The organism is Agrobacterium larrymoorei, assembly GCF_005145045.1.
Classification (GTDB): domain Bacteria; phylum Pseudomonadota; class Alphaproteobacteria; order Rhizobiales; family Rhizobiaceae; genus Agrobacterium; species Agrobacterium larrymoorei.
On sequence record NZ_CP039692.1, the window covers coordinates 1,465,001 to 1,489,484 of the forward strand.

At 56.3% G+C, this 24,484-nt stretch carries 20 protein-coding genes, 1 tRNA gene, 2 rRNA genes and 2 pseudogenes; 11 read left to right on the forward strand and 14 right to left on the reverse strand.

All coding sequences use genetic code 11. The features are described 5' to 3' along the window. Window positions 1–16 precede the first annotated feature (16 nt). The 3 genes from CFBP5473_RS20960 (at window position 17) to CFBP5473_RS20970 (ending at window position 3,790) form a co-directional block, all read left to right on the forward strand. Window positions 17–2,963 (forward strand): 23S ribosomal RNA (locus CFBP5473_RS20960). 334 nt (window positions 2,964–3,297) lie between these two features. Further along, window positions 3,298–3,412 (forward strand): 5S ribosomal RNA (rrf, locus tag CFBP5473_RS20965). Window positions 3,413–3,713: 301 nt separating this feature from the next. Beyond that, window positions 3,714–3,790 (forward strand) — tRNA-Met (locus CFBP5473_RS20970). 95 nt (window positions 3,791–3,885) lie between these two features. On the opposite strand, the gene CFBP5473_RS20975 is transcribed toward CFBP5473_RS20970, so the two are convergent. The 3 genes from CFBP5473_RS20975 to CFBP5473_RS20985 form a co-directional block, all read right to left on the reverse strand. Beyond that, window positions 3,886–4,140 (reverse strand): hypothetical protein, encoded by a 255-nt coding sequence (locus tag CFBP5473_RS20975; RefSeq protein ID WP_136954412.1) that lies wholly within the window; start codon window positions 4,138–4,140, stop codon window positions 3,886–3,888. Window positions 4,141–4,229: 89 nt separating this feature from the next. After that, entirely contained in the window at window positions 4,230–4,463 is a 234-nt protein-coding gene (locus CFBP5473_RS20980; protein ID WP_027677348.1) for a hypothetical protein, read from the reverse strand. Window positions 4,464–4,922: 459 nt separating this feature from the next. Continuing rightward, the gene (locus CFBP5473_RS20985) at window positions 4,923–5,831 is read right to left on the reverse strand and encodes a LysR family transcriptional regulator (RefSeq protein ID WP_136954413.1); all 909 of its coding nucleotides are present in this window, start codon (window positions 5,829–5,831) and stop codon (window positions 4,923–4,925) included. A gap of 88 nt (window positions 5,832–5,919) precedes the next feature. On the opposite strand from CFBP5473_RS20985, the gene CFBP5473_RS20990 reads away from it, so the two are divergent. Both CFBP5473_RS20990 and CFBP5473_RS20995 read left to right on the forward strand, forming a co-directional pair. Continuing rightward, window positions 5,920–6,954 carry an aldo/keto reductase gene (locus tag CFBP5473_RS20990; RefSeq protein WP_027675930.1) on the forward strand — a complete coding sequence of 345 codons (1,035 nt, stop codon included), beginning with the start codon at window positions 5,920–5,922 and terminating at the stop codon, window positions 6,952–6,954. A gap of 11 nt (window positions 6,955–6,965) precedes the next feature. Continuing rightward, window positions 6,966–8,171, forward strand: coding sequence for an MFS transporter (locus tag CFBP5473_RS20995; RefSeq protein WP_027675929.1), 1,206 nt, complete (start codon window positions 6,966–6,968; stop codon window positions 8,169–8,171). Window positions 8,172–8,395: 224 nt separating this feature from the next. Here CFBP5473_RS20995 and CFBP5473_RS21000 read toward each other — a convergent pair whose 3' ends face one another. From CFBP5473_RS21000 to CFBP5473_RS21040, 9 genes are all read right to left on the reverse strand, one after another. After that, the gene (locus CFBP5473_RS21000) at window positions 8,396–9,733 is read right to left on the reverse strand and encodes an LLM class flavin-dependent oxidoreductase (protein ID WP_027675928.1); all 1,338 of its coding nucleotides are present in this window, start codon (window positions 9,731–9,733) and stop codon (window positions 8,396–8,398) included. An 11-nt stretch (window positions 9,734–9,744) separates the two neighbouring features. After that, a complete protein-coding gene (locus CFBP5473_RS21005) occupies window positions 9,745–10,467 on the reverse strand; it encodes an ABC transporter ATP-binding protein (RefSeq protein ID WP_027675927.1) in 723 nt (240 codons plus the stop codon). Then, window positions 10,464–11,315 carry an ABC transporter permease gene (locus CFBP5473_RS21010; protein ID WP_027675926.1) on the reverse strand — a complete coding sequence of 284 codons (852 nt, stop codon included), beginning with the start codon at window positions 11,313–11,315 and terminating at the stop codon, window positions 10,464–10,466. The genes CFBP5473_RS21005 and CFBP5473_RS21010 overlap by 4 nt, the downstream gene beginning before the upstream one ends. Window positions 11,316–11,328: 13 nt before the next feature. Beyond that, on the reverse strand, window positions 11,329–12,291 hold the full coding sequence (locus tag CFBP5473_RS21015; RefSeq protein WP_234881844.1) for an ABC transporter substrate-binding protein: 963 nt from the start codon (window positions 12,289–12,291) through the stop codon (window positions 11,329–11,331). 279 nt (window positions 12,292–12,570) lie between these two features. Beyond that, on the reverse strand, window positions 12,571–13,320 hold the full coding sequence (locus CFBP5473_RS21020) for an ABC transporter ATP-binding protein (protein ID WP_027675924.1): 750 nt from the start codon (window positions 13,318–13,320) through the stop codon (window positions 12,571–12,573). Beyond that, on the reverse strand, window positions 13,320–14,126 hold the full coding sequence (locus CFBP5473_RS21025) for an ATP-binding cassette domain-containing protein (RefSeq protein WP_027675923.1): 807 nt from the start codon (window positions 14,124–14,126) through the stop codon (window positions 13,320–13,322). The genes CFBP5473_RS21020 and CFBP5473_RS21025 overlap by 1 nt, the downstream gene beginning before the upstream one ends. Further along, window positions 14,123–14,980, reverse strand: a complete 858-nt coding sequence (locus tag CFBP5473_RS21030) for an ABC transporter permease (RefSeq protein ID WP_051441304.1) — start codon at window positions 14,978–14,980, stop codon at window positions 14,123–14,125. Before CFBP5473_RS21030 ends, CFBP5473_RS21025 begins: the two co-directional genes overlap by 4 nt. Next, window positions 14,977–15,930: an ABC transporter permease gene (locus tag CFBP5473_RS21035; RefSeq protein ID WP_219276214.1), complete on the reverse strand. Its 954-nt coding sequence runs from the start codon at window positions 15,928–15,930 to the stop codon at window positions 14,977–14,979. Before CFBP5473_RS21035 ends, CFBP5473_RS21030 begins: the two co-directional genes overlap by 4 nt. A 105-nt stretch (window positions 15,931–16,035) precedes the next feature. Beyond that, window positions 16,036–17,457 carry an ABC transporter substrate-binding protein gene (locus tag CFBP5473_RS21040; protein ID WP_234881877.1) on the reverse strand — a complete coding sequence of 474 codons (1,422 nt, stop codon included), beginning with the start codon at window positions 17,455–17,457 and terminating at the stop codon, window positions 16,036–16,038. A 321-nt stretch (window positions 17,458–17,778) separates the two neighbouring features. Here CFBP5473_RS21040 and CFBP5473_RS21045 point away from each other — a divergent pair, with 321 nt between their 5' ends. From CFBP5473_RS21045 to CFBP5473_RS21060, 6 genes are all read left to right on the forward strand, one after another. Beyond that, entirely contained in the window at window positions 17,779–19,017 is a 1,239-nt protein-coding gene (locus CFBP5473_RS21045) for a M24 family metallopeptidase (RefSeq protein ID WP_027675920.1), read from the forward strand. Window positions 19,018–19,146: 129 nt separating this feature from the next. After that, window positions 19,147–19,641 carry an ABC transporter substrate-binding protein gene (locus CFBP5473_RS25400; protein WP_234881863.1) on the forward strand — a complete coding sequence of 165 codons (495 nt, stop codon included), beginning with the start codon at window positions 19,147–19,149 and terminating at the stop codon, window positions 19,639–19,641. Window positions 19,642–19,667: 26 nt separating this feature from the next. Beyond that, entirely contained in the window at window positions 19,668–20,141 is a 474-nt protein-coding gene (locus tag CFBP5473_RS25405) for an ABC transporter substrate-binding protein (RefSeq protein ID WP_234881886.1), read from the forward strand. 180 nt (window positions 20,142–20,321) lie between these two features. After that, window positions 20,322–20,486, forward strand: coding sequence for a hypothetical protein (locus CFBP5473_RS25410; protein WP_234881864.1), 165 nt, complete (start codon window positions 20,322–20,324; stop codon window positions 20,484–20,486). A 194-nt stretch (window positions 20,487–20,680) separates the two neighbouring features. Next, window positions 20,681–21,001 carry an ABC transporter permease gene (locus CFBP5473_RS25415; RefSeq protein ID WP_234881865.1) on the forward strand — a complete coding sequence of 107 codons (321 nt, stop codon included), beginning with the start codon at window positions 20,681–20,683 and terminating at the stop codon, window positions 20,999–21,001. Between the two features lie 91 nt (window positions 21,002–21,092). Beyond that, window positions 21,093–21,857: an ABC transporter ATP-binding protein gene (locus CFBP5473_RS21060; RefSeq protein WP_234881887.1), complete on the forward strand. Its 765-nt coding sequence runs from the start codon at window positions 21,093–21,095 to the stop codon at window positions 21,855–21,857. 97 nt (window positions 21,858–21,954) lie between these two features. On the opposite strand, the pseudogene CFBP5473_RS25610 reads toward CFBP5473_RS21060, so the two are convergent. After that, window positions 21,955–23,255: pseudogene (locus CFBP5473_RS25610) on the reverse strand (LLM class flavin-dependent oxidoreductase); the annotation flags it as partial. Between the two features lie 329 nt (window positions 23,256–23,584). Next, window positions 23,585–24,484: pseudogene (locus tag CFBP5473_RS21070) on the reverse strand (LLM class flavin-dependent oxidoreductase); the annotation flags it as partial.

The window sequence follows — 24,484 nt, forward strand, 5'->3', positions numbered from 1 at the left end:
CATAGACAATGAGAACGAAGAAGTGAATTAAGGGCATTTGGTGGATGCCTTGGCATGCACAGGCGAAGAAGGACGTGATACGCTGCGAAAAGCCGTGGGGAGCTGCGAATAAGCTTTGATCCATGGATCTCCGAATGGGGCAACCCACCTCAGATATCTAGAAAATCTGTTTTGCTAACACTTGAATATATCTTCAAAGGGTCTGTTGGGTTCTCCCATACAGACCGATAGGTCGTCGCCAATCGTTTGGCGCGCCGTCCGCAGGCCTTCGGCCGTGAGGACAGAAGACACCCGGCGATACCGGGTTCGAGGGTTCAGCAAAAGAGGTTTCTAGATATCGCGATGAGGTATCTACACCTGAATACATAGGGTGTAAGAAGCGAACGCAGGGAACTGAAACATCTAAGTACCTGCAGGAAAGGACATCAACCGAGACTCCGTAAGTAGTGGCGAGCGAACGCGGACCAGGCCAGTGGCAATGCTGAATAAAGTCGAACGATCTGGAAAGGTCGGCCATAGCGGGTGATAGCCCCGTAGACGTAGAACAGGCATTGTCCTTGAGTAGGGCGGGACACGTGAAATCCTGTCTGAACATGGGGAGACCACTCTCCAAGCCTAAGTACTCGTGCATGACCGATAGCGAACAAGTACCGTGAGGGAAAGGTGAAAAGCACCCCGACGAGGGGAGTGAAATAGAACCTGAAACCGGATGCCTACAAACAGTCGGAGCTCGAGCCCTTTAGTGGGTTGGGTGACGGCGTACCTTTTGTATAATGGGTCAACGACTTAGTGTAACGAGCAAGCTTAAGCCGGTAGGTGTAGGCGTAGCGAAAGCGAGTCTGAACAGGGCGTTCAGTTCGTTGCATTAGACCCGAAACCGAGTGATCTAGCCATGAGCAGGCTGAAGGTTGGGTAACACCAACTGGAGGGCCGAACCCATAACTGTTGCAATAGTTCGGGATGACTTGTGGCTAGGGGTGAAAGGCCAATCAAACTCGGAAATAGCTGGTTCTCCGCGAAATCTATTTAGGTAGAGCGTCGACCTTATACCCTCGGGGGTAGAGCACTGGATGGGCTATGGGGACTCACCGTCTTACTGATCCTAACCAAACTCCGAATACCGAGGAGTACTAGTCGGCAGACACACGGCGGGTGCTAACGTCCGTCGTGAAGAGGGCAACAACCCTGACCTCCAGCTAAGGTCCCCAAGTCATGGCTAAGTGGGAAAGGATGTGAGGATCCCAAAACAACCAGGATGTTGGCTTAGAAGCAGCCATCATTTAAAGAAAGCGTAACAGCTCACTGGTCTAAATAAGGGTCTTTGCGCCGAAAATGTAACGGGGCTAAAGCCATGCACCGAAGCTGAGGATTTGAGCTTATGCTCAAGTGGTAGCGGAGCGTTCCGTAAGTCTGTGAAGGCGGACCCGTGAGGGCTGCTGGAGATATCGGAAGTGCGAATGTTGACATGAGTAACGATAAAGGGAGTGAGAGACTCCCTCGCCGAAAGACCAAGGGTTCCTGCTTAAAGTTAATCTGAGCAGGGTTAGCCGGCCCCTAAGACGAGGCGGACACGCGTAGTCGATGGGAACCACGTTAATATTCGTGGGCCTGGTGGTAGTGACGGATCTTGTGTGTTGTGCATTCTTATTGGATTGGATGTGCGGCGAAGAGGTTCCAGGAAATAGCTCCACCGTATAGACCGTACCCGAAACCGACACAGGTGGTCAGGTAGAGTATACCAAGGCGCTTGAGAGAACTATGTTGAAGGAACTCGGCAAATTGCACGCGTAACTTCGGAAGAAGCGTGACCCCATTTTAGGCAACTATGATGGGGTGGCACAGACCAGGGGGTAGCGACTGTTTATCAAAAACACAGGGCTCTGCGAAGTAGCAATACGACGTATAGGGTCTGACGCCTGCCCGGTGCTGGAAGGTTAAAGGGAGAGGTGCAAGCTTTGAACTGAAGCCCCAGTAAACGGCGGCCGTAACTATAACGGTCCTAAGGTAGCGAAATTCCTTGTCGGGTAAGTTCCGACCTGCACGAATGGCGTAACGACTTCCCCGCTGTCTCCAACATAGACTCAGTGAAATTGAATTCCCCGTGAAGATGCGGGGTTCCTGCGGTCAGACGGAAAGACCCCGTGCACCTTTACTATAGCTTTACACTGGCATTCGCCAAGGCATGTGTAGGATAGGTGGTAGGCTTTGAAGCGCGGACGCCAGTTTGCGTGGAGCCATCCTTGAAATACCACCCTTATCTTCGTGGATGTCTAACCGCGGTCCGTTATCCGGATCCGGGACAGTGTATGGTGGGTAGTTTGACTGGGGCGGTCGCCTCCGAAAGAGTAACGGAGGCGCGCGATGGTTAGCTCAGACCGGTCGGAAATCGGTCGTCGAGTGCAATGGCATAAGCTAGCCTGACTGCGAGACTGACAAGTCGAGCAGAGACGAAAGTCGGTCATAGTGATCCGGTGGTCCCGTGTGGAAGGGCCATCGCTCAACGGATAAAAGGTACGCCGGGGATAACAGGCTGATGACCCCCAAGAGTCCATATCGACGGGGTTGTTTGGCACCTCGATGTCGACTCATCGCATCCTGGGGCTGGAGCAGGTCCCAAGGGTATGGCTGTTCGCCATTTAAAGCGGTACGTGAGTTGGGTTCAGAACGTCGTGAGACAGTTCGGTCCCTATCTGCCGTGGGTGTAGGAATATTGACAGGATCTGTCCCTAGTACGAGAGGACCGGGATGGACGTATCTCTGGTGGATCTGTTGTCCTGCCAAGGGCATAGCAGAGTAGCTATATACGGAATGGATAACCGCTGAAGGCATCTAAGCGGGAAACCAACCTGAAAACGAGTGTTCCCTATCAGAGCCGTGGAAGACGACCACGTCGATAGGACGGGTGTGGAAGTGCAGCAATGCATGAAGCTTACCGTTACTAATAGCTCGATCGACTTCTTCGTTCCCATTGATTATGTTCATCGAACGCAGTTCGATGATCTGTTTTGTCTTCACGCTGACGTGGCCTTCGGCCACTACGCTGCAGACCCTCGGGTCAAGCCCGAGGGCAGGCTGTGCGCCACATGGCGCGACGGACTAGCGTCCTGTATGGCTGCCTCACTCAAGCTTGAGTTCGGCAACAATACAGGCCAGAGGCCGTCGCATCTCGTGATGCGGCCCGTCCGGAGCGCTTCGCGCGTCAGGACAAAACAAACAAGACGTGTAAATTAAATAGAGTGAGACGAACGTCTCCTCTCCAGCTTCTCGAAAACAACGTATGTTGTTGCGTTTTGCCGACCTGGTGGTTATTGCGGGGCGGCTGCACCCGTTCCCATTCCGAACACGGCCGTGAAACGCCCCAGCGCCAATGGTACTTCGTCTTAAGACGCGGGAGAGTAGGTCGCTGCCAGGTCTGCAAAACGCAAAACATATACACACATGCGCCCGGATAGGAACTATCCGGAAAGCTGCATGTGACAGAAAAATCGCACAATCTTCTCGTCACACCCTCGGCCCAGCCGAAATCAAAAGGGCCGCTAACCAAGCGGCCTTTTGTGTTATAAACTACACAAACTTCAAATGGCGCCACCCGACAAAAGGGCTGTGCTGGTAACGCGGGGTGGAGCAGCCCCGTCCTCTCGCAGGAAGCGCAAGCCTCCAAGGAAGGACAAACGAAAGACCCGGGCGCTTGCCCGACGTCAGCTCATAAATAACGCGGGGTGGAGCAGCCCGGTAGCTCGTCAGGCTCATAACCTGAAGGCCGCAGGTTCAAATCCTGCCCCCGCAACCACTGAAACTTGAATATTTGACCATTCAAGTCGTTTTATAGAAAACTCCTCCGCGTCAGCGTCGAGGAGCTTTTTTCGTTTCTGCGCAGTGTCCAGTTCACCGGCGCGAAGCTTCTCCAGATAATCGTGCTGCTTGAGCGCCTCGAATTGCTTCTCCAGGGTCGTCGCCCCCTCCATCCCCGCCAAAAATGGAAGCGATGCGACCGTCGACTTCGAGTGATGCTAGCTGGTGGCACGAGGTCTTGCCGATGACGACCTTCTGGGTGAACTGGCGCATGATATTGATGAACGGCTGCTTCGTTTCCGTGTCGGCGTGCTCGCGCATGTTATAGACGGCGGAGTTGATGACCAACTGCACGGCCTCAGGGCTTATGTCCGCCTTCAGCCTCTTGATCTTCTCCCCGAGATATTCTTCCGCCGGTGCCTACTTCAGAATTGTCTCTAGGCAGGCGCGGCGCTCTTCAAACGTGTCGAGCATATCGCCCAGCGGAGCGCGGGGAGGACGGCGGCAGCCTTCAATTCCATGGAAATCTGCTGGCGCTCGTTGGGCTCATTCTTGACGGACGCTACAAGGTTCCGGCGCGCCCGTCCGGCGATGTCGTCGAATAAGCCCGGCAGCTTGCTTTTGTGGTTGGAGCAGCAGTAGCGTTCCTTGGCCATGATGGCGTAGATCAACTAGGTGCGGGCCATAAGCTTATATTAATTCCCGGGTTGTACGGATCCGCGATTCGATCGATCAGGGACCCGATATGCTTTTGGGTTTTACGGGTCGTCGTAAGAAGGAAATCCAGTTCGGTGGGTCTTTTTTGAAGCGATCTGGGTATCGGCACAAGCCTCGTGGACAAGGCTCACAGTCGGATGTCGCGGAACACTTTGCTCCGCCGCGTGGCCTATGTGGATGCTGCGACGATGGCCACGGTCAGGTCGACAGATATCTCTAACTGTTGACCCGTGATGCGAAAATATTCAAATGACATGTAGGCTCTGTTATTCATCAAGCGACAAATGCATGGACGCGGAAAGCTCAATCTGGTCAAGGCGCTTATTGATCGTGCCCTGATGTCATCGAAACTGCACCATACTACATATTCCATTCTGATTGACGACAGAGACCGTCGAGATTGCGCGCAGACGTCATTGGTTAAGGCGTGATACGATGAAGTCAATAAACACTCGTACGCGCGCGGGCGTATTCGCTCCGCCGACAAACACCGCGTGAATCAACTCGACATCGCCAGGATTGAACTCTTCGAGTATCGGCAAAAGCCTCCCAGCGGCGATGTCCTCGGCGACGCTGAAGGCGCCGACCCGAGCGATCAAGACGCCAGCGGCTGCAAGCTGACCAAGCGTCTCGCCATTGTTCGCTTCGATGCTGCCTTTCACCGATAGCGTGATGTCTTGTCCGCCGAAGCGGAAGGGCCAGATCGGCTCAGCGCGCCGAAAGTTAAAATTAAGGCAATTGTGTCGGTACAGATCATCAGGTGCCGTCGGCATACCGTGGCGTTCAAGATACTGCGGCGCTGCCACGATTATGCGGCGATTTTCGCCAAGCTTGCGTGCGGTCAGCAAACTGTCGGTGAGTGGTCCAAATCGTATGGCTACATCCGCCTGCCCAGCCGCGACATCAATGACTGCGTCGGTCAGTGCGATATCGATTAGGATATGTGGGTAGAGCGCAGCGAATTCATCGAGTAGCGGTACCACGCATAGTCGCCCATGCGACAGCGCGGCGCTGATCCTCAGCCGCCCGCGGGGTGCGCCCTGATCGGCGATTTGCTGCTCGGCGTCGTCGAGATCGGCGAGGATGCGACGTGCGGTTTGCAGATAGGCCTGGCCTTCAGCTGTCAATATCAGGGCGCGGGTCGAGCGCAGTAACAGCCTGACACCAAGCCTGGCCTCTATCCGGTCGATTGACCGCGCGACTGCCGATGGTGTCAGACCAAGGGCACGTCCGGCAGCGGAAAAACTGCCCTCCCGCATCACCGTTGCGAAAACCTCAAGTGACCTTGCCCTGTCACCGCCAATGATCACCTTTGCATCCAAATCAAAAATCCTTCGCGTTGGTAACGGCTACTGCGGCATCCTTTGACCGATTATTTATGAACTCATATAGCAATTGGAGTGAAGAGACATGGAATATCGTCAACTGGGTTCATCAGGATTGCGCATACCGGTGCTTAGCTTCGGCACCGGGACTTTTGGCGGTACTGGACCGCTTTTTGGTGCGTGGGGCCGGAGCGACGAGACAGAAGCTCGGCGGATGGTCGATATCTGCCTTGAGGCCGGCGTCAACCTATTCGACACTGCCGACGTTTATTCCAACGGTGCGTCAGAAACGGTGCTTGGCGCGGCGATCAAGGGACGTCGCGACAAGGTGCTGATCTCGACCAAGACCGGTCTGCCGATGGGGGATGGCCCACAGGAATGGGGCGCATCGCGCGCCCGGCTCATCCGCGTGGTGGAAGACGCGCTGCGTCGGCTCGGCACCGATTACATCGACCTGCTTCAACTCCACGCTTTCGATGTTTCCACTCCGACAGAGGAGTTGATGGCCACACTCGATATGCTTGTTGCAGCAGGCAAGGTTCGTTACACCGGTGTTTCCAATTATCCGGGCTGGCAGCTGATGAAAGCGCAAGCGCTTGCTGACCGCAACGGCTGGCCGCGCCTAGTCGCACATCAGGTCTATTACTCGCTGATCGGGCGTGCCTACGAGGCGGATCTGATGCCTTTGGCAGCAGATCAGGGTATTGGTGCGCTCGTTTGGAGCCCGCTTGGCTGGGGCCGACTGACGGGAAAAATCGGGCGCGACCGGCCAATTCCCGAGGGAAGCCGTCTCCATGAGACCGAGCAGTTCGCGCCGCCGGTCGACGGCGAGTATCTCTACCGCGTGATCGACGCATTGGAGACCATCGCCGCCGAGACCGAACGAAGCGTGCCGCAGGTCGCGATCAACTGGTTGCTCCGTCGACCTACCGTCGCCTCTGTCATTATCGGCGCGCGCAATGAAGCGCAGTTGCGCGACAATCTCGGTGCAGTTGGTTGGGCCTTATCGGATGACCAGATCAAGGTGCTCGACGCGGCGAGCACTGTGTTACCTCCCTATCCTCACACGCCATACCGCCAACAGGAAGGGTTCGCCCGCCTGCATCCGGCGCTGGTTTGAGGAGTCGGTCGATGAAATTCAATTTTGGCCTTCTGGCGTTGTCGGTCGGCGCTTTCGGCATTGGCGTAACTGAATTCGCGCCGATGGGGCTGCTCCCCGTCATAGCTGGAGATCTGGGCGTGTCGATACCAACTGCCGGGCTGCTCATCAGCGCCTATGCCCTCGGTGTGGTGATCGGGGCACCGTTGATGACGTTGACGACAGCACGCGTGCCAAGGCGGACGCTCCTTATCCTGCTTGCTGGTATCTTCACATTGGGCAACCTACTGGCGGCGATCTCGAACAGTTACGGCGTGCTGCTGGGAGCCCGCATCCTTACCTCGTTGAACCACGGTGCATTCTTCGGTGTCGGTGCGATCGTGGCGACCAGCCTCGTTCCTGCGGACCGTCGCGCCGGGGCGGTGGCGGCGATGTTCATGGGACTGACAATCGCGAATGTGGTCGGCGTTCCGATTGCGACCTGGGCCGGCGATTATTTCGGCTGGCGCGCTTCGTTTTGGGGCATCGCAGCGTTGGGTGTAGCGACGATGGCTGCGCTTCGACTGACATTGCCCGCGCTACCGGCAGAGCCCAATGGAAATGCGATGGCGGAAATGCGCGTCATGAGGCGCGGAGAAGTCCTTGGCGCTTTGGGTCTAACCGTTCTTGGGGCGAGCGCGATGTTTACCGTTTTTACCTACATCACACCGATCCTGAAAGACGTAACTCAAGCTTCGCTTGGTTTCGTCACAGCGATGCTAGTCACTTATGGCGTCGGTTTGACCGCAGGGAACTGGCTGGGCGGGCGTTATGCTGATCGCTCTGTTGATCGCACGCTGATCGTTACCCTGGCGTCGCTTGCCGTGATACTCACCATGTTTGCCCTGTTAATGTCCTTCAAGGTCCCGACCGCTGTCCTAATTTTCTTATGGGGCGTCGCGAGTTTTGCGCTAGTGCCGCCGCTTCAGGTGCGGATCATGAACGCAGCTTCGGATGCGCCAAACCTCGCGTCCGCGATGAACATCGGCGCGTTCAACTTGGGCAATGCGATCGGAGCTGTGCTAGGCGGCGGAGTGATCGCGACGGGGCTGGGGTATCCTTCCGTGGCGCTGGCTGGCGCGCTGGCTGCTGCAATGGGTTTGCTTGCGATGCTTCTCACCGTGCGCAGGGGAACAAGCAACCTCGATAGCCAGTCTTGCGAAACGTCGGATGTCGCAGTGGACACTCATCATCTGTAGACGATTTTCCATGAACCCAGACAGATTTTCGCAATTTGACTGGGTCCGTGCGACTTGGCAACCCACGAGTGAGATCCGATTTTTCCATTGATCTTGCCGATAGATAGCCATTTCCCAAGTTTAGTGCAGGTAGTTTGGTCCCCTAAGAACTGCAATCGTACCTACTTCATCGGTTTGACGAACTTTGCCATCTATGGGTATCCGAGCCGTCAGCTGGTTCATCATCAAGCTGATCGGGCCAGCGCATTTGGCCAAGCCGCGTCGCTCAGCCCAAAATGCGAGCGTAGCGTGCTGCCCTCATATTCATGCCGGAACAGGCCGCGCCTTTGCAGAATTGGAACCACCTCGTCAGCAAAGACTGCAAGCTGACTGTTGATGATCGGCGGCATCACGTTGAAGCCGTCGGCGGCGCCCGTCCTGAACCAGTCTTCGATGATATCGGCGACCTGCTCCGGTGTGCCCGTCGCCACAAAATGCCCGCGAGCGCCTGCGAGTTTGCGAAGTAACTGCCTGAGCGTTAGATTTTCTTTGAGCACCATGTCGATGTAGCCGACCACCCGGCTCCTCGATGCTTCTACCCCATTCGGGTCGGGGAAGTCGTCCTCGGTCAGTGTGCGGTCAAGTGGCAGGCGGCTAAAGTCGTGGCCACCGAACCGTGCTGAGAGACGCGTCAAGCCGACATCCGTGCTGGTGAGGTCGTCCAATTCCTCCCAGATTTGCTCAGCTTCTCTGGCGGTGGAACCGATGGCCGCGCTGATGCCGGGTAGGACAACGATGTCTTCCGGACTGCGACCGAAAGCGGCTGCCCTGCTTTTCACATCGGTGTAGAACGCCTTGGCAGAATCCTTCGTCATGTGGGCGGTGAAGATGGCCTCGGCCCACCTTGCAGCAAAGCCGCGGCCTGCATCGGATTGTCCGGCCTGGATGTAGACAGGGCGAGACTGAGGGCTCTCTGGAACGTTGAGCGGTCCTTTTGTCCGGTAGTGCTCGCCGGCATAGTTCGCTGGTGTCATCCGATCACGATCAAGATATCGTCCACCCTCGCGATCATCGAGGACCGCATCTGCCGGGAAGCTTTTCCAAAGAGCATCGACCGCCTCCAAGAACTCCTCTGCCAACTTGTAGCGATCGCCGTGATTGACATTCTTCTGCAGCCCGTAGTTTGCCCCTGCCTCAGGAGCCCAAGACGTCACGATATTCCATCCAGCGCGGCCGTTGGATAGGTGATCCAGTGTCGCGAACTGTCGCGACAACGTGTAGGGCAGACTGTAGGTGGTGGAGGCCGTCCCGATGAGGCCAATCTTCTTCGTATGGGCTGCAAGCAACGAGAGAAGAACGATTGGCTCGAGGGATCCCGACGATGCAAGACCGCTGCTATTGCCAGCGGCCAGTGTGTCGGCGAGGAACACTGCATCGAACTTCGCCCTTTCAGCAATCGTCGCCGCCTCGACATAGAGCGCGAGGTCAGTAAGTGCCTTGTGGTTCGCTTTTGGGTGCCGCCATGCGCCCTCATGGTGGCCGCGGGACATAAGGAAAAGGTTCAGGTGTAGATTGCGCGACATCGGGATGCCTTTCAAATGCTGTCGGCTTCGACGCCGAGGCTCTTAAGCAATTTCTTTCGGAGGTAGGCGACTTCGGCTTGGTGTTCGTGGCGAGGATGCGGAAGCGAAATCGCATGATCTTCGGCGATGCTGCCATCCTTCAGAACAAGGATACGGTCGGCCAGAAGCAGGGCCTCGTCCACGTCGTGCGTAACCAGAATAATCGTCGGTCGTTTGCGCTCCACGAGGCGCATCAGCAGAGCCTGCATCTTCAGGCGGGTGAGCGCATCGAGTGCACCGAAAGGCTCATCGGCAAGCAAAAGGTCCGGCGTGCGGAGAAGGGATCTCGCCAGCGACGCACGCTGCTTCTGGCCGCCAGACAGTGTGGAGGGCCACACATTGGCCTTGTCAGCGAGCCCTACATCCTCAAGCATGGAAAGCGCTGACGTTTCAGGCTCAGGTCGGCGCAGACCGAGCGTCAGGTTGTCAATGACCGTTTTCCACGGGAGAAGGCGGGAATCTTGGAAAAGAACAGAGAAGCTCTCCGGCGCGCTGAAGTGTCCCTTGGTTTCGGCGTCGTCGTCAAGACCTGCGAGCGCCCGTAGCAGCGTCGTCTTCCCCGAACCGGACTCACCGAGCAGGGCGACAAACTGTCCGGCCGGGATCTCCAACGAAATACGGTCGAGGACAGGCTTGCCCTCGAAGCTGCGAGAAAGGTCACGAAGAACTACAGCGTTAGTAACATGTGCGTTCATGAGCCAAGAGCCCGTCTGTAGGAAAGTACTTTGTCTTCGACATACCGCACGACCGCATCTGACAGGAGGCCGAGCAGAGCGTAGATTATGATGCCCACAACGATAATATCCGTCTGACCCCAGTCTCGAGCTCGGTTCATCAGGTAACCGATACCCGTTTGCGTGTTGACAAGCTCGAGAACGACTAAGGCCGTCCAGCAGAGGGCGACCGCGAGCCGTAGTGAGACGAAGAAGCCGGGTAGAGCTCCTGGTAGGGCGACATGCCGGATGAACTCGGCGCGGGTTAGCCCGAGAGTGCGGGCAAGTTCGACATGGCCGATATCAATACTACGTAGCGCCGCATGAGTATTGATATAGACCGGAATAAGGACTGCGGTAAAAATAAGGAATATTTTCATCGCCTCGCCGATGCCAAGCCAGATAATGACCAGCGGGATAAGAGCGAGTGTAGGTACAGCCCGCTTGATCTGGACGAGGCCGTCGATGAGCGCCTCACCGGTTCGCGTCAATCCTGACAGAAGAGCAAGGATCACGCCGACGGTCACACCCAGAAAAAGCCCGGAGTACGCGCGGGCTGCCGACGCTGCAAGATGCGGCAGCAGGCTGCCGTCCAGCACCATGTCATAGCCTGTCGCGATTGCCGTCGAGGGCGCGGCGAGCGTGCTCGGAGACAGCAGGCCCAGACGGGACGCGGCTTCCCATACGATTAGAACTATGACTGGGCCAACCAGTCGCGATCCTGGTGGCAGCTTGGCGGGAACGAGTTGCGTCGAGCTCTTGCGGACAGCAAGATCGAAGTGCCGAACTGTTTGCCTTTTTGTAATTCTGCCTGATGATATGTCCGTCATACGACCTCCGATATCAGCGAGACTGCTTGATGACGGTATCGAACGTATCGACAAATGATCCCTTGGCGTCGAACCGCTCCTTAAGCGATCCGGACTGGTAGAGGATGTCGATCAGTTTTTGATGGTGGGGTATCGCCTCGACGGAAGTTTGGAAGACGAGCGGAGACTGCCCGGCCAAGATTGCTGAGGTGTCATCCGGGGAAACGCGTTGGAAGTCGGTATAGTAGAACTTCGCCCAGTCTTTGTCGTGTTCGTTGCTCCAGTTTCCCGCTTTCACGAAAGCTGCCAGAAACTGCCTGATAGCCTCACTCTTTGCAGGATCTGCTAGAGCTTCGGGGCGGGCATAAAAATAGGAGGTGCTCGGCAACAACCGCCGCTCCTCAGGGTCGAGTACAGGACTTGCCCCTACCTGTTTGGTGAGCCTCGTGACGAAGGGCTCCTGCAAAACGGCGACGTCGACTGCTCCGGACCGCAGCGCATCAGGAAGGTCAGCCACGCGGAGATTGACGAGCGTGACGTCCGCAAGTTTCAGGCCCGCCCTGTTCAATGCCTCGATCAGGAATACCTGGCGGCCCGATCCTTCGACATAGCTGAGCTTCTTGCCCTTGAGCTCGGACAGCTTGTCGATCTTGAGACCTGGGCGGCTCGTCAGGCGATACTGAGCGACTTCACGCGTGAACGTTCCGACAATCGGCAGAAGCGTTCCGGATGCGCGAGCCTGAATAGGTGGAGTATCGCCGACATAGGCTATGTCCAGAGCGCCCGCCCTGATAGCCTCAAGGATGGCTGGTCCGCCGGCAAAGTTAGGGTATTCAACATCAAATCCGAGGGTTTTCTGCTCTCCACTGGCTTCCAGCAGATTGCGCACTAGTTCAGCCTGATCGGCAACGATGAGCTTGGCTGCAGGTTCGGCCGCTTCCGCTGAGGGAGCAACCAAGACAAGAGCCGAAAGTAAACCAGCAGCAGACGTGCGCAAGAAAATTCTACGATACAAGGAATTTGCTCCGTTTTCAGCCCGCAATAATGCGCGCAGCTGGCAGGTTGGAATTCCTCTTAGTTTAACAATACTCTACAAAATCCATAGGGTATCTTGATGCGAGTAATCCATGAATTCGGTATTTCTGTTCTCTGCGCAATGGTGATTGGTAGATGAAAAATCTCGGCATCTGTTCTCAGCGCGCAGATTGGTTTGCCTGACGCTCTTCCAGGATGACCGTCATCATATGCCGCAGAGGTTCGCGACGTGTGACGGCCTCTACGCTGGCATGCGAGGAATGCTCGCAAGAAGTTTGCGAGTGTATTCGTGACGCGGGGCGGTGAGAATGCTTTGGGTGGGACCGTTTTCAACGATCCTGCCCTTTTCCAAGATGATGGTGTCCTGGCAAAGCGAAGCAACCAGACCGATGTCGTGTGACACGACGACGAACGTCACAGTCTCGGACAATTTCTTCAGCAGTTCGACAATCCGAATGCGGGTAGACAAGTCCAGGGCGCTGACGACTTCGTCGGCAAATATGACCTCGGGCCGGGAGATTATCGCACGCGCGATTGCTATCCGCTGACGCTGCCCTCCGGAGAACTCATGGGGGTAGCGGTCCATCAGATCATCCGCAGTCAGTCCCACGGACTTCAGCGCTTCCGCAACGGCTTCCTTACGGTCACCGGCGATTTTGAGAGATCGGAGCGGTTCGGCAACGATGTCCTTGACTTTCTGGCGAGGGTCCAAAGAGGAATATGGATCCTGAAAAACCGCCTGCACTCTCTTCCGAAATCCACGCATGAATTCTCGGCTTCCGGTGTCCAGAGGTTTCCCTTCGATATGGATTTCGCCACTCTGCGGTCTGTTGAGGCCGAGCATCAGCCGCAGAAGGGTTGTTTTTCCTGATCCCGATTCTCCAACAATGCCGATGTTTCGTCCTTTCTGCAAAGTCAGGCTCACATCTTGAAGCGTCGCCTGCTGCCGATTGTAGCCGAACGAAACATTGCGGACATCTATCAAGCTCATCAATTCATTCCCAGTGCATCGTCGAAGGCTCGCGCAGCTGCTACGAGGCTTTGCGTATAACTATCTCTCGGATGGCGAAAGACGTCATTGATTGCTCCTTGCTCTGCCACATGTCCGTTACGCATAACGACGACCCTTTCGACGACGCTTGCGACGACCGGGAGATCGTGGCTGACGAAAAGGAGAGACATGCCGCGTTGTCTAACGAGGGAGAGCAGCAAATCAAGAATCTCGACTTGGGTCGTGACATCGAGCGCCGTGGTCGGCTCATCTGCGATCAGTAATTGCGGACGGCATGCTAGTGCCATTGCAATGGCAACTCTCTGGCGCTGGCCGCCGGATATCTGATGCGGCCATGATTGCGCGATGCGATCTGGATCGGGAAGGGCAACCTGCCGAAGCAGGCTCAGAACTTCTCCGTCGGCGGTCTGTCTGTCCAGCGAGCGGCCATCCCGTTTTGCGCGACGGAGCACCACTTCCCGCACCTGTCTGCCAAGCTTCATCAAGGGGTCCAGCGCTGTCAGCGGCTCCTGAAAGATCACAGCAGATGCCGTTCCGCGAAGAGGCGCCAAATCCTTGTCGTGACTTCCGATGACCTGTTTTCCAGCGAGAAGAATAGAGCCGCTTGCATACAGGCCCTCCGGTAAAAGTCCTATTGCCGCCAGTGAAGTCAGAGACTTGCCGGATCCGGATTCACCTATAAGGCCAAGTCTCTCGCCTTTGTCGATCTTGAAAGAAACATTCGAAACGAGTGTCTTTGGGCCTGCATTGATCGACAGATTTTCAACGTTGAGAATAGGGTTCATGAACGGCGCCTCCTTATGGGGTCCGCCAGATCGCGCAGCTCGTCTGCCACGATATTGATGGCGATCACCAGACTGACCAGAGCAATACCCGGCGCGACTGCACCGAGCGGCGCGGTGTAGACCGTGCCCTGCGCTTCCTGAAGCAAGCGCCCCCATGAGGCATTGGGAGGCGGGGCACCGAGACCGAGATAGGAAAGCGACGCTTCCGTAATGATCGCCAAACCGAACTGTAAGGCGAGATTGACGAGCAGGGTAGGCCAGATGTTCGGCAGGATGTGGTGGACGATAACCCCTGCCCATGAGGTGCCGGAAACGCGCGATGCGGTAATGAAGTCCATGTTCAGGACGCGTTTTGTCAGAATACGTGTCAGGCGGGCAACAATCGCGGAATTGGCGATCCCGATTGCGACGATTGCTGTCCACAGACTGGCTCCATCCGACGCGGTGACGATGAGCATGGCGAGGAGCAGGGTCGGAAAAGCAATCATGATATCGAGTGTTGCCGCCAGCGCATCATCCAGCGTTTTCGATGCGAAGCCACAGAGCAACCCCAATACTATGCCGATCACGCCGCCGATGATGACTGCCCCGATACCAACAGTCAGCGCAATGCGGGACCCAATCATTATCAGCGTCAGGAAATCGCGCCCCAGCCTGTCAGTGCCAATCAGATGAAGGATAGAAGGGGGCTCCAGCCGACCACCGGCCATTGCATTCGGATCGTAGGGTGTCCAGACGAGTGTCAGCAAGGCGATCAGAATGTGAAGAGCAACGATGCCGATGCCGATCAGAAATATCCGGGAAAAGCGGCGGCGACTGATGATGCTGTCATCGGCCAATTGAATGTCTGTCATCCCTGTCTTCCTTGCATGCTGGAGCGAAGTCGGGGATCGATCAGCCTTTGCGAGATATCGGCAATGAAGCCGACGATGAGAACCAGCAGGGTCGAAATCACCAGCACGCCCTGCACGGAAGGATAGTCTCGCTGCTCAATGCCAAGAAGCAGCATGGAGCCAAGGCCCGGAAGATTGAAAACGCGCTCCACGACGACTGCTCCGAGCAGAGTAGACGCCAACTCGATACCCATAATCGATATGACGGGAACAGAGCCATTGCGAATTCCGTGCCTGACAAGCGCTTCGGAAAAGGTAGCGCCGAGCGCGCGGGCGGTGCGTAGATAGTCGCTTCCCAGAACATCCTGCGCTGCCGAGCGGACATATCGGATCAAAGATGCCGACATAACGATAGCAATCGTTGCTACCGGCAAAACGAATGCGGTCAACGCGGAATCGAGTCTCTGCCATCCCCTTGCAGGAAACCCACCAGAGGGCAGCAGTCTGAGGTTAACGGCGAAAATCGTGACGAGAAGAACGCCGATCCAGAAGACGGGCACGGCGATGCCAAGCTGAGAGACAACGCTTATCGCCGAGCCGTACCAGCGTTTTGATTTGACCGCAGACAGAATGCCTAGCGGCAGGGCGATGGCGACGGCAATCAAAAATGAAATGGCAGTCAGAGGCAAAGTTATCGAAAGTCTGCGCACAATCTCCGGCATGACCGGTGACTGGCTGATGAAGGAGTTTCCAAAATCAAAGCGGCAGATACTTTTGACGAAATGAAGAAACTGCTCTGACAGCGGCTGGTTCGAACCGACCTGCTGTCGGGCAGCCTCGATCTGCTCCGGGTCGGCGCCAACCGATAAAAGAGCGTTTGCAGGATCGCCCGGCAGAAGGCGGAGAAAAATGAATAGCACCATCGCGGCTATGAGAATAGAGCCGATCAATATCACGGTGCGGCGGAGCAGATAGGAGAGAATTTCTGTGACCCTTCAAGCAGGAAAACCGCCCGACGAAAGTCAGGCGGTGGACTGTATAACGAAGATACGGTGCGCGGGAGAGCCCGAGCGAGTTCAATCTGCCTTTTTAATTCCGGCAACGAAGAACTGCGAGTTCAGGCCGTTGACCGGGTATCCTGTCACGGACTTTGAGGAGACGACGATCTGTGGATAGAGGTATAACCAGTTGCTGGCCGCATCCTCTGCGATGATCACGTTGGCTTCTTTCAGTTTTTCCGTCTGCTCATCGGTCGTTGCACTGGCTTCGGCCTGCTTGACGAGATCTACCACCTTGGGATTGTTGTAACCCCAATAGAAGTCGGGGTTTCCGTAAAACACGACATCGCGGTGGTTCACATGCTCCTGCAGGGTCGCCTGGAAATCATGCGCTTTGTAGACCTTCGTGTACCATTCATTGGCCGTGATGATATTGATATTCACCTTGACGCCGATCTTAGCCAACTCGGATTGGATAAATTGTGCAGCGATCGGGTGTGGATCGTAATTCGGCGTGTCGATGGTGAAGGTAAAGCCATCGGGATAACCGGCTTCCTTCACGAGCGCCTTGGCGCTTTGTGGATCGTAGGCATCCGTTGAGGTCAAATCGACATACCACGGATCGGTAGGGGGAACCATGGAGCCGATCAGGGAGCCGTGATCACCCCATACCGCTTTGAGAAGCTTTGCGTCGTCCACTGCACGAGCAAGCGCCTTGCGGACCTTCACGTTGTCAAAAGGCGCAACGCGATCATTGTATGCAAGCAGAAGCTTCGTGGTGGATTTGCCTTCGGCCACGGTGAAATCTGCATTATCGGAGAACTGGCGGAGTGAATCCGGGCTTTGAACCGAGGTGATGATATCTACCGAGCCGGTGAGAAGTGCATTGTTGAGCGCCGTTGCTTCGGTGAAATAGTGAAACACGACGTCGGCATTGCTGGGCTTTGCGCCCCAATATTTCTCGAACCGCCCAATTGCGAGCGACGAACCACGACGCCACTCGGTCAGGCTGTACGGCCCCGTACCATCTTCCGCCGCCGTCAGATTTGTCACCTTGTCATTGACGATCCAGACGTAGCTCAGATTGTAGGGGAGAGAGATCGAGCGGGATGTGAGCTTGACGACAACGGTTGCATCGTCAGGTGTTTCAATGGTCGCAATGGTTTTGAGACTATTTTTTCGGGAGCTTTTGGATTCCGCCGCCGTCACGCGTTCAATGGAAAATTTGACATCCTTGGATGTCAGGGGATCGCCCGAGTGAAATGTAACGCCGGGCTGTAGCTTGAATGTATAGGTAAGGCCGTCTTCGCTGACCGTATAGTCCTTGGCAAGAACAGGCTCGACCTCACCTGCATCGGTCAGTCGGAAAAGGGCTTCATAGACATTACCGTTGAATGCCTCGTTGATACCCTGTCCAGCACCGGCAGTATTATCCAGGTTCTGGGGCTCGTATAGCGATCCGATGTTGACCGTTGCATCCGCGTCGAAATCCTCTGCCATGAGCGGGCCAGCAGGGAGAGTGCTGATCAGCAGTGCGAGTGCAGTCAGCGCAAACTTTCGGGAACGGGTAGTCTTCAAGGTTACCCCCGGTTGGGTCGTCAAGCCGCTCATTTCATGTCCTCATAGACGGGCCGCTACAGCCGTTGCTTTAGGTCTGCACAATATCCGAGCTGAAGCGAGAAGCCAGATCGGCAACGATCTGGGACTCGACGTTTAGGAAATGTCATTCGATTAAACGAGCAAGTAGTGGAAATTTATTCCGGCTGGCGCTTTCTTCCAGCGTCGGCTAAGCCATTGACATGTTTGGCATGGAGAGTAGCCGTGAGTGGTATCGATAGAACGCGTGCAGAGCGGCTGATGAGAGAGGCCGGACTTGACGCGCTGGTTCTTTTTCAGCCGGAAGCCTTTCAGTACGCCATCGGTGCTCCGGCGGGCGTGGCGACAATGTGGGGCAGGGCGGGAGCTGCAATTGCTCTTGTGCCCACAGATGCTCATTTGCCACTGGGGGCAATCGTCAGTGACCATGCTGCGGCTGTCATGCGACATAAGGCAGTAGATGTCGATCTGAGGACGCATCGCATATGGATCGACACGGTCGATCTCTTGGGCGTTGAATCGGTCGCAGGAATTGACGAGGCCTATCGACGTACCGGTGTATCGGGTCAGAGGCCGGAGACCTTCGATCGCGCAGCCTGTTTCGACCTCTTGTCCGATATGCTGAAGGACAAAGGTCTCATGGGGGGCAGGATCGGCGTCGATCTCGAATGCATGCCAGCGGCTGATTTTGAGGCGTTGAAGGTATCGATTCCTGGAATTCAATGGGTTGACGGCTCGCTGGTGCTGCGACGCCTGCGAGCCATCAAGACCCCCATGGAAATCGATAGGTTGAGGCGCGCGGCACATGCCGCGGAGGGCGGGCTTGAGAGTATGATGCAGGCTGTTCGTCTCGACGTCCCGGTGGCTGAACTGTCTACGGCTTGGAAAGCGGGTGCGCAGGATGCGGCACAGGTTGGCGGCTTTGCGCTGAGCGGGCATTGGGATTTCATTTCCGTCGGCCCCAATCTTTCAGACGGTGCCGCCAGGGTTACCCCAGGTGCGCTCATCAAAGCGGATGTCGGGACCCTTGTTGAAGGTTATTCCTCTGACGGTGCCCGCACATTTACATATGGCCCCACGTCGCAATTGGGGCAGGATATCTTCAAGGCATTGGAGGCAGCTTTTGACGCAGGCCTTGAACAGATCAAGCCAGGAAATGCTTTCGGTGCTGTCCACGATGCAATGCTCCGCTCCATGAGACGCGATGGCTTCGGCGAATATTACCGCGGGCATTTCGGCCATTCGGTCGGCGGCAATGTAGGTATCGAGGAGTGGCCATTCTTCTCCGCTAACAATCCAGAACTCATCGAAGCAGACATGGTGGTTGCACTCGAGGCTCCGTTTTATGGTCAGAACTTCGGTGCGCTTATGATCGAGGACCAGTTTCTAGTCACGCGTGGCGGAGCGGAATGCATGAACAAACTGCCGCGAGTACTACGTGATCTCTCCGGGGATGGGGGTTGATCCGCTCCCGCTTCGACCCCCTCCTGAAAGAAATTTTCTTTTTTCACTTCTAATATGAGAAAGCTTTGCGCGACGAAGCGTTATCTAGCGGCATAAATTAATCCACTGAATTAATAGATTGGGTGGATAATGATCTCGAACATCACGCGCCGTCGCGCTCTCAAACTGGGCGCTGTCGGCGTCGCTCTGTCTTCGCCGTTTATTTCGACGAGTGCGTTTTCGCAGACGCCGGATTATCCTGCCGAGCTTCGGCTGGACTGGGGCTACTATTCCTCCCACACGCTTTTGATTAAAAACAAGGGATGGCTGGAAGACGCATTCAAGGATGTGGGAACGAAGATTTCCTGGGTGCAATCGCGCGGAAGCAACAATTCGCTTGAGTTCCTGAAGGTGGGCTCTACCGATTTTGCCGGGTCCGCTGCGCTCTCCGCATTTCTTTCGCGAGCAAATGGCGTTCCACTGAAAGTTGTTTACGTAGCCAGTTGGGGTGGCTCGTCCATCATTCAGGTCAAGGCAGATTCTCCTTTGAAGTCTGTTGCTGATTTGAAAGGCAAGACGATTGCGGTGACGAAAGGAACAGCGCCATACTTTACGCTGGTTCGTGCTCTGGCCAAAGCGATCTGACGATCAACGACCTCAAAGTCGTCAACCTGCAGCACCCGGAAGGCTTTACGGCGCTTCAGCAGGGGCAGGTGGATGCCTGGGTCGGTATCGATCCACAGACCGCACAGGCCGAAATTGCTGGTAATCGCGCAATCTTCAGTGATCCGAGCTGGCGTGAGGGCAGTGTGTTCAGCGTCTCGGAAGCATTTCTCGAAAAGCATCCGAAAGCTGTCGAGCGCCTGCTCGGCGTCTGGGTGCAGACGCAGAAATGGATACGCGAAAACAACGATGAGTTCGTCTCATTCGTCACCGCGCAGGCGGGCGGCGACGCCGAGGTCACCCGCCGCACGATTGCGCGGCGCAGCTGGACGGACCCCGTTCCTGGCGAGGAGCTGCTGGCCTCCATCAAAACCGCTACTCCGCTTCTCGGACCGGAGGTGTTGCGCCCGGGCGTGAATGTCGATGACGTTCTCTCCCAACTCATCGATCCGGCGCCCGCCAAAAGGGCTGTGGGGGCATGACGCTTTCCAGCGAAGAGGTTCGGCATAATGGCCGTTCGAGGAGGGAGGACGCCAGCGTCCCAAGCGTGGTTCCGGTTTTGGACGAAAGCTGCTGTCGATCGATCTGCGTGGCGCCATCGTACCGGTTGGTGCTCTGTTGATGCTGGAAATCTTTGTTCGTCTAGGTGGGTCAGCCCTTATGTGCTGCCCCCGCCATCCGATCTCTACAGCACATTCCTCTATCTGGCTGAGGGACCGCTCTGGACGAATATCGCAGCCAGCAGCTTGCGGGTGTTCTTCGGCTTCGTGGCCGGTTCGCTGCTTGCCATCATCGTCGGTCGATCGTTGGTCTGTGGTACTCGCTGAGCGCTATCTCGAGCCTAGCTTTCAGGCGTTGCGGGCCGTACCAAGCCTTGCCTGGGTGCCGCTTTTGATGATCTGGTTCGGGATAGGCGAAACATCCAAGATCGTGCTGATTGCCAAAAGCGCTTCTTTCCGGTGTATCTAAGCCTCTTCTCCGGCATTCGAAATGTTGATCGCAAATTGTCGAGGTGGGGGAGATGTACGGCCAATCCCTACCCACGCTCGTCTTGCGCATCCTCATTCCAGCCTCGCTGCCGCATCTCTTTACGGGGCTGCGTTACGGCTTGTCGCTCGCCTGGCTGAGTGTCGTTGCGGCTGAGCTACTGGCAGCATCGGAAGGCATCGGTTACATGCTTTCGGACGGACGAGAGCTGTCGAGACCAGATCTCGTCCTGATCGCGATCATCTGTCTGGCCGTGCTTGGCAAGATTTCCGATAGCGCCTTCAAACTTATTGAAGATCGCTGCCTGTCCTGGCGGGACACATATTCCACCTCGATTGGAGGGAAAGCCGCATGAGCCTTCTCGACATAGACGTGCGCGAAAAATCCTTCGGAATACCGTCGTATTGAATGATATTCATCTTCAGCTTGAAGATGGCAAAGCAGCCGTGTTGCTTGGGCCCAGTGGCTGCGGCAAGAGTACGCTTCTGCGCATAGCCGCCGGGCTTGACCAGCGCTTTGCCGGGGAGGTCTCGGTCAACGTGGAGCGGCATCACGGCAAATCGTCGTTCCCGCCCGTCGCGTTTGTGTTTCAGGAGCCGCGGTTGATGCCCTGGCTGACGGTGGCTCAGAACATCGGCTACGCAGATGGTCGCGGCTTCGATGTTACCAAGGTCAACAGGCTGATCGAAGATGTGGGCTTGGATGGGCATGCGGCCACCTTGCCGAAGGCGCTTTCCGGAGGGATGGCTCAGCGCGTTGCGATTGCGCGCGCGCTTTACACGGAACCCCGAATATTGCTGCTGGATGAACCATTCAGCGCAGTGGATGCGTTCACACGCATGAAGCTGCAGGACCTGATCCTCAAGCTCGTGGAACAGCGCGGCATATCGTTTCTACTGGTCACCCACGACATTGACGAAGCGCTTTATCTCGGTGACAGGATTTACATGATGGGCGCCAGAATGGCGGTATCCAGAAAGATATCGACGTCGATGTTGCCCGCCCGAGAGACCGCGCGCTTTGCGCTTGGCAGAGTTAAAAGTGAAGTTCTGACTGCCCTTCAGTCGCGCATGTTATTTGAGGATATCGGATTCGGAATAAAAACTCAAAGAGCAGGCGGAATAGGAGCGCCAAATTGCGCTCTCCGATTAACGCTCCGTCTCCACTTCGAAGGTCCCAGCCTACGAACGGTTGTTACCAAGTTCGCATAGCGTCAGCTACTCGAAAAAGAGCGCTCAGCGTCTGTATGATGTCTCGGCTCGTGTTTGGTCTTCGTTTTGAAGCGGATACCGCTGTGTCTTCAAAGGAGAACCGGTTTGCGGGGCGGGGAAGGCCAAGATATCGCGCAAAGTCGACCCCTCATAGTCCTTGCGGAACAGACCGCGCCGCTGCAGTTCTGGAACCAGCTTCTCCGTGACGTCGTCCAGCCCTTGCGCAGGAAGGGGAAGACGCAGGTGAAGCCATCTGAGGCCTCTTCATTCAGCCAGGTTTCCATATCGTCTGCGATGGTTTCGGGCGTGCCGATAAAGGCAAGACCAGCATAGCCGCCATAGCGCTGGGCGAGTTGACGCACTGTCAGTTTTTCCTGCTCGGCCAGTCGCAGCACCTGCGCCCTTCCACTCTTGCTGGCGTTTGTTTCCGGGATGTCTGGCAGGGGCGCACCAGGATCGAAGCCGGAGGCATCATGGCCAAGCGCAATGGAAAGTGAGGCGATGGCGCTATCGTAGTGCACGAGGCTATCCAGCTTTGCGCGCTTGGCCCTGCATCCTCTGGTGTATCACCGATCACGATCATCGCTGCAGGCAGGATCTTCAGATGTGCGGGATCGCGACCCACCGGTGCCATGCGTCCCTTGATATCGGCATACAGCGTTTTCGCCGTGTCAAGATCGCGCGGGCGGCAAAAACGACTTCGGCAGTTTCGGCTGCCAGTTGCTGCCGGTTCTGATTGTCCTGCCTGCACGATGACTGGCCAGCCTGGATCGGACGGGCAATATTCAGCGGCCCGCGAACACTGAAATCCTCGCCCTTATGGTCCAGCACATGCATCTTGTCCGGATTGAAGAAGATTCCGCTTTCCTGATCGCGAATGAATGCATCGTCTGCAAAGCTGTCCCACAGCCCTGTCACCACATCGAAGAATTCGCGCGCCCGCTTGTAGCGTTCGCCATGCTCAAGGTGCCCGTCGAGCCCGAAGTTGCGGCGCATCAGGGTTTGACGTCGTGACGATGTTCCAGGCGGCCCGTCCGCCGCTTATATGATCGAGGGAGGCAAAAACGGCGCGCTACATGATAAGGCTCGTCAAAAGTGGTGGAAGCTGTCGCGGCGAGACCGATTCTGTCGTGACTGCGGCAAGAGCTGACAGAAGGGTGAAGGGCTCGAAAGACGTCACCGTGTGACTGCGTCTCAGCGCCTCGACCGGCATGTTGAGGACGGCCAAGTGATCCGCCATGAAGAAGGCGTCGAACTTTGCCTGTTCCAGTTTCTGGGCGAATGATTTCAGATGACTAAAATTGAAGTTGGCATCCGCATAGGCGCCCGGATAGCGCCAAGCGCCGTGTGAAGGCTGACGGGGCGCATGAAGGCGGTGAGATGAAGCGACTTGGGCATGGGAATTTCCCGTTAAACGAAAACTGGCCGCCGACAGAGTGCGACGATGGCCGGACATTCCATATCGAAACGGACGGACTTTCTTGCAAGGGAAAAGCCGCCATCAATTTTTGGTCTGTGCGGTCCTCAGCGTAATCAGGCCCAATAACTAAGGGTATAGCCCCCGAGTGGTTGCTGCCTCTACTCGACCTGACCGACACCTGACTATCGACGCTGCGTTGCTCTCCCTGTTACAGTAGCTTGTAGCCATAGGTTTTCCGGCGACGCATAAGTGATATTTTCCGGCCATCCGCATTGCGCTGCACTTGGTCGTTCCGGTTGTGCTGCTTTTATTCGACAGGGTAAGGCAGACCATAGCGATCTCTTACTGTACCGGGACTGTATTCACGTGGATAGACGCCTCGATCCTGCAAAATCGGCACGACCTGATCTACGAATTCGATAATGTCATCCGGCGCTCTTGGAGGCTGAAGGGTGTAGCCATCTACGGTACCGTCCTGCCATAGATCGATAATGCCATCTGCCACCTCTTCGGGGGTGCCGAGTAGCAGGCGGTGATGTCCCTCGGAGCGTCGCACGACTTGGCGTGCCGTCAGCCGCTCATGGGTCAGGAGATCGGACAGGCCAAGTCCCATGCCGACTGCCCACTGGCGGTTCTGGTCCGGTATGAATTGTTCCGCATTCAACACAGCATCCGGATCGAAGCGGTCGGGATCAAGGCCGTTTTCTTTAATGAAGCGGGCGAGAAGTCCGTCTTCAGAACCGGCACCGCTGAAGAGCTCGTGTTTTCTCAATGCCTCTTCACGGGTTTTGCCCAGAATGACGACGAGGCCCGGAACGATGCGGATGCCGGATGGATCGCGACCGAAGGCGACGGCGCGGTCCCGCACTTTCTTGCCAAAAGCCTGCCCGGCGGGCCGGGATAGAATGTTACAATAGATTATTTCGCCATGGCGGGCGGCAAGATCGATGCCGCCTTCAGATGCACCTGCCTGAGCTATGACGGGATGACCCTGCGGTCCGCGCGGCACATTGAGGGGCCTTTGACGGTGAAGAAGTCTCCTTCGTGCTCAATCGCTTGCGCGCTCGCCGCATCCCAGAAACGGCCCTCGGGACGTCTTGTTCTCGGCGCTCATCCCAGCTGGACCACAGTTTTTTGGCCACATCCAGAAACTCCGTGGCCTTCGCGTAACGCTCACTGCGCGGCGGCAGTGGCGCGTTGCCGAAAT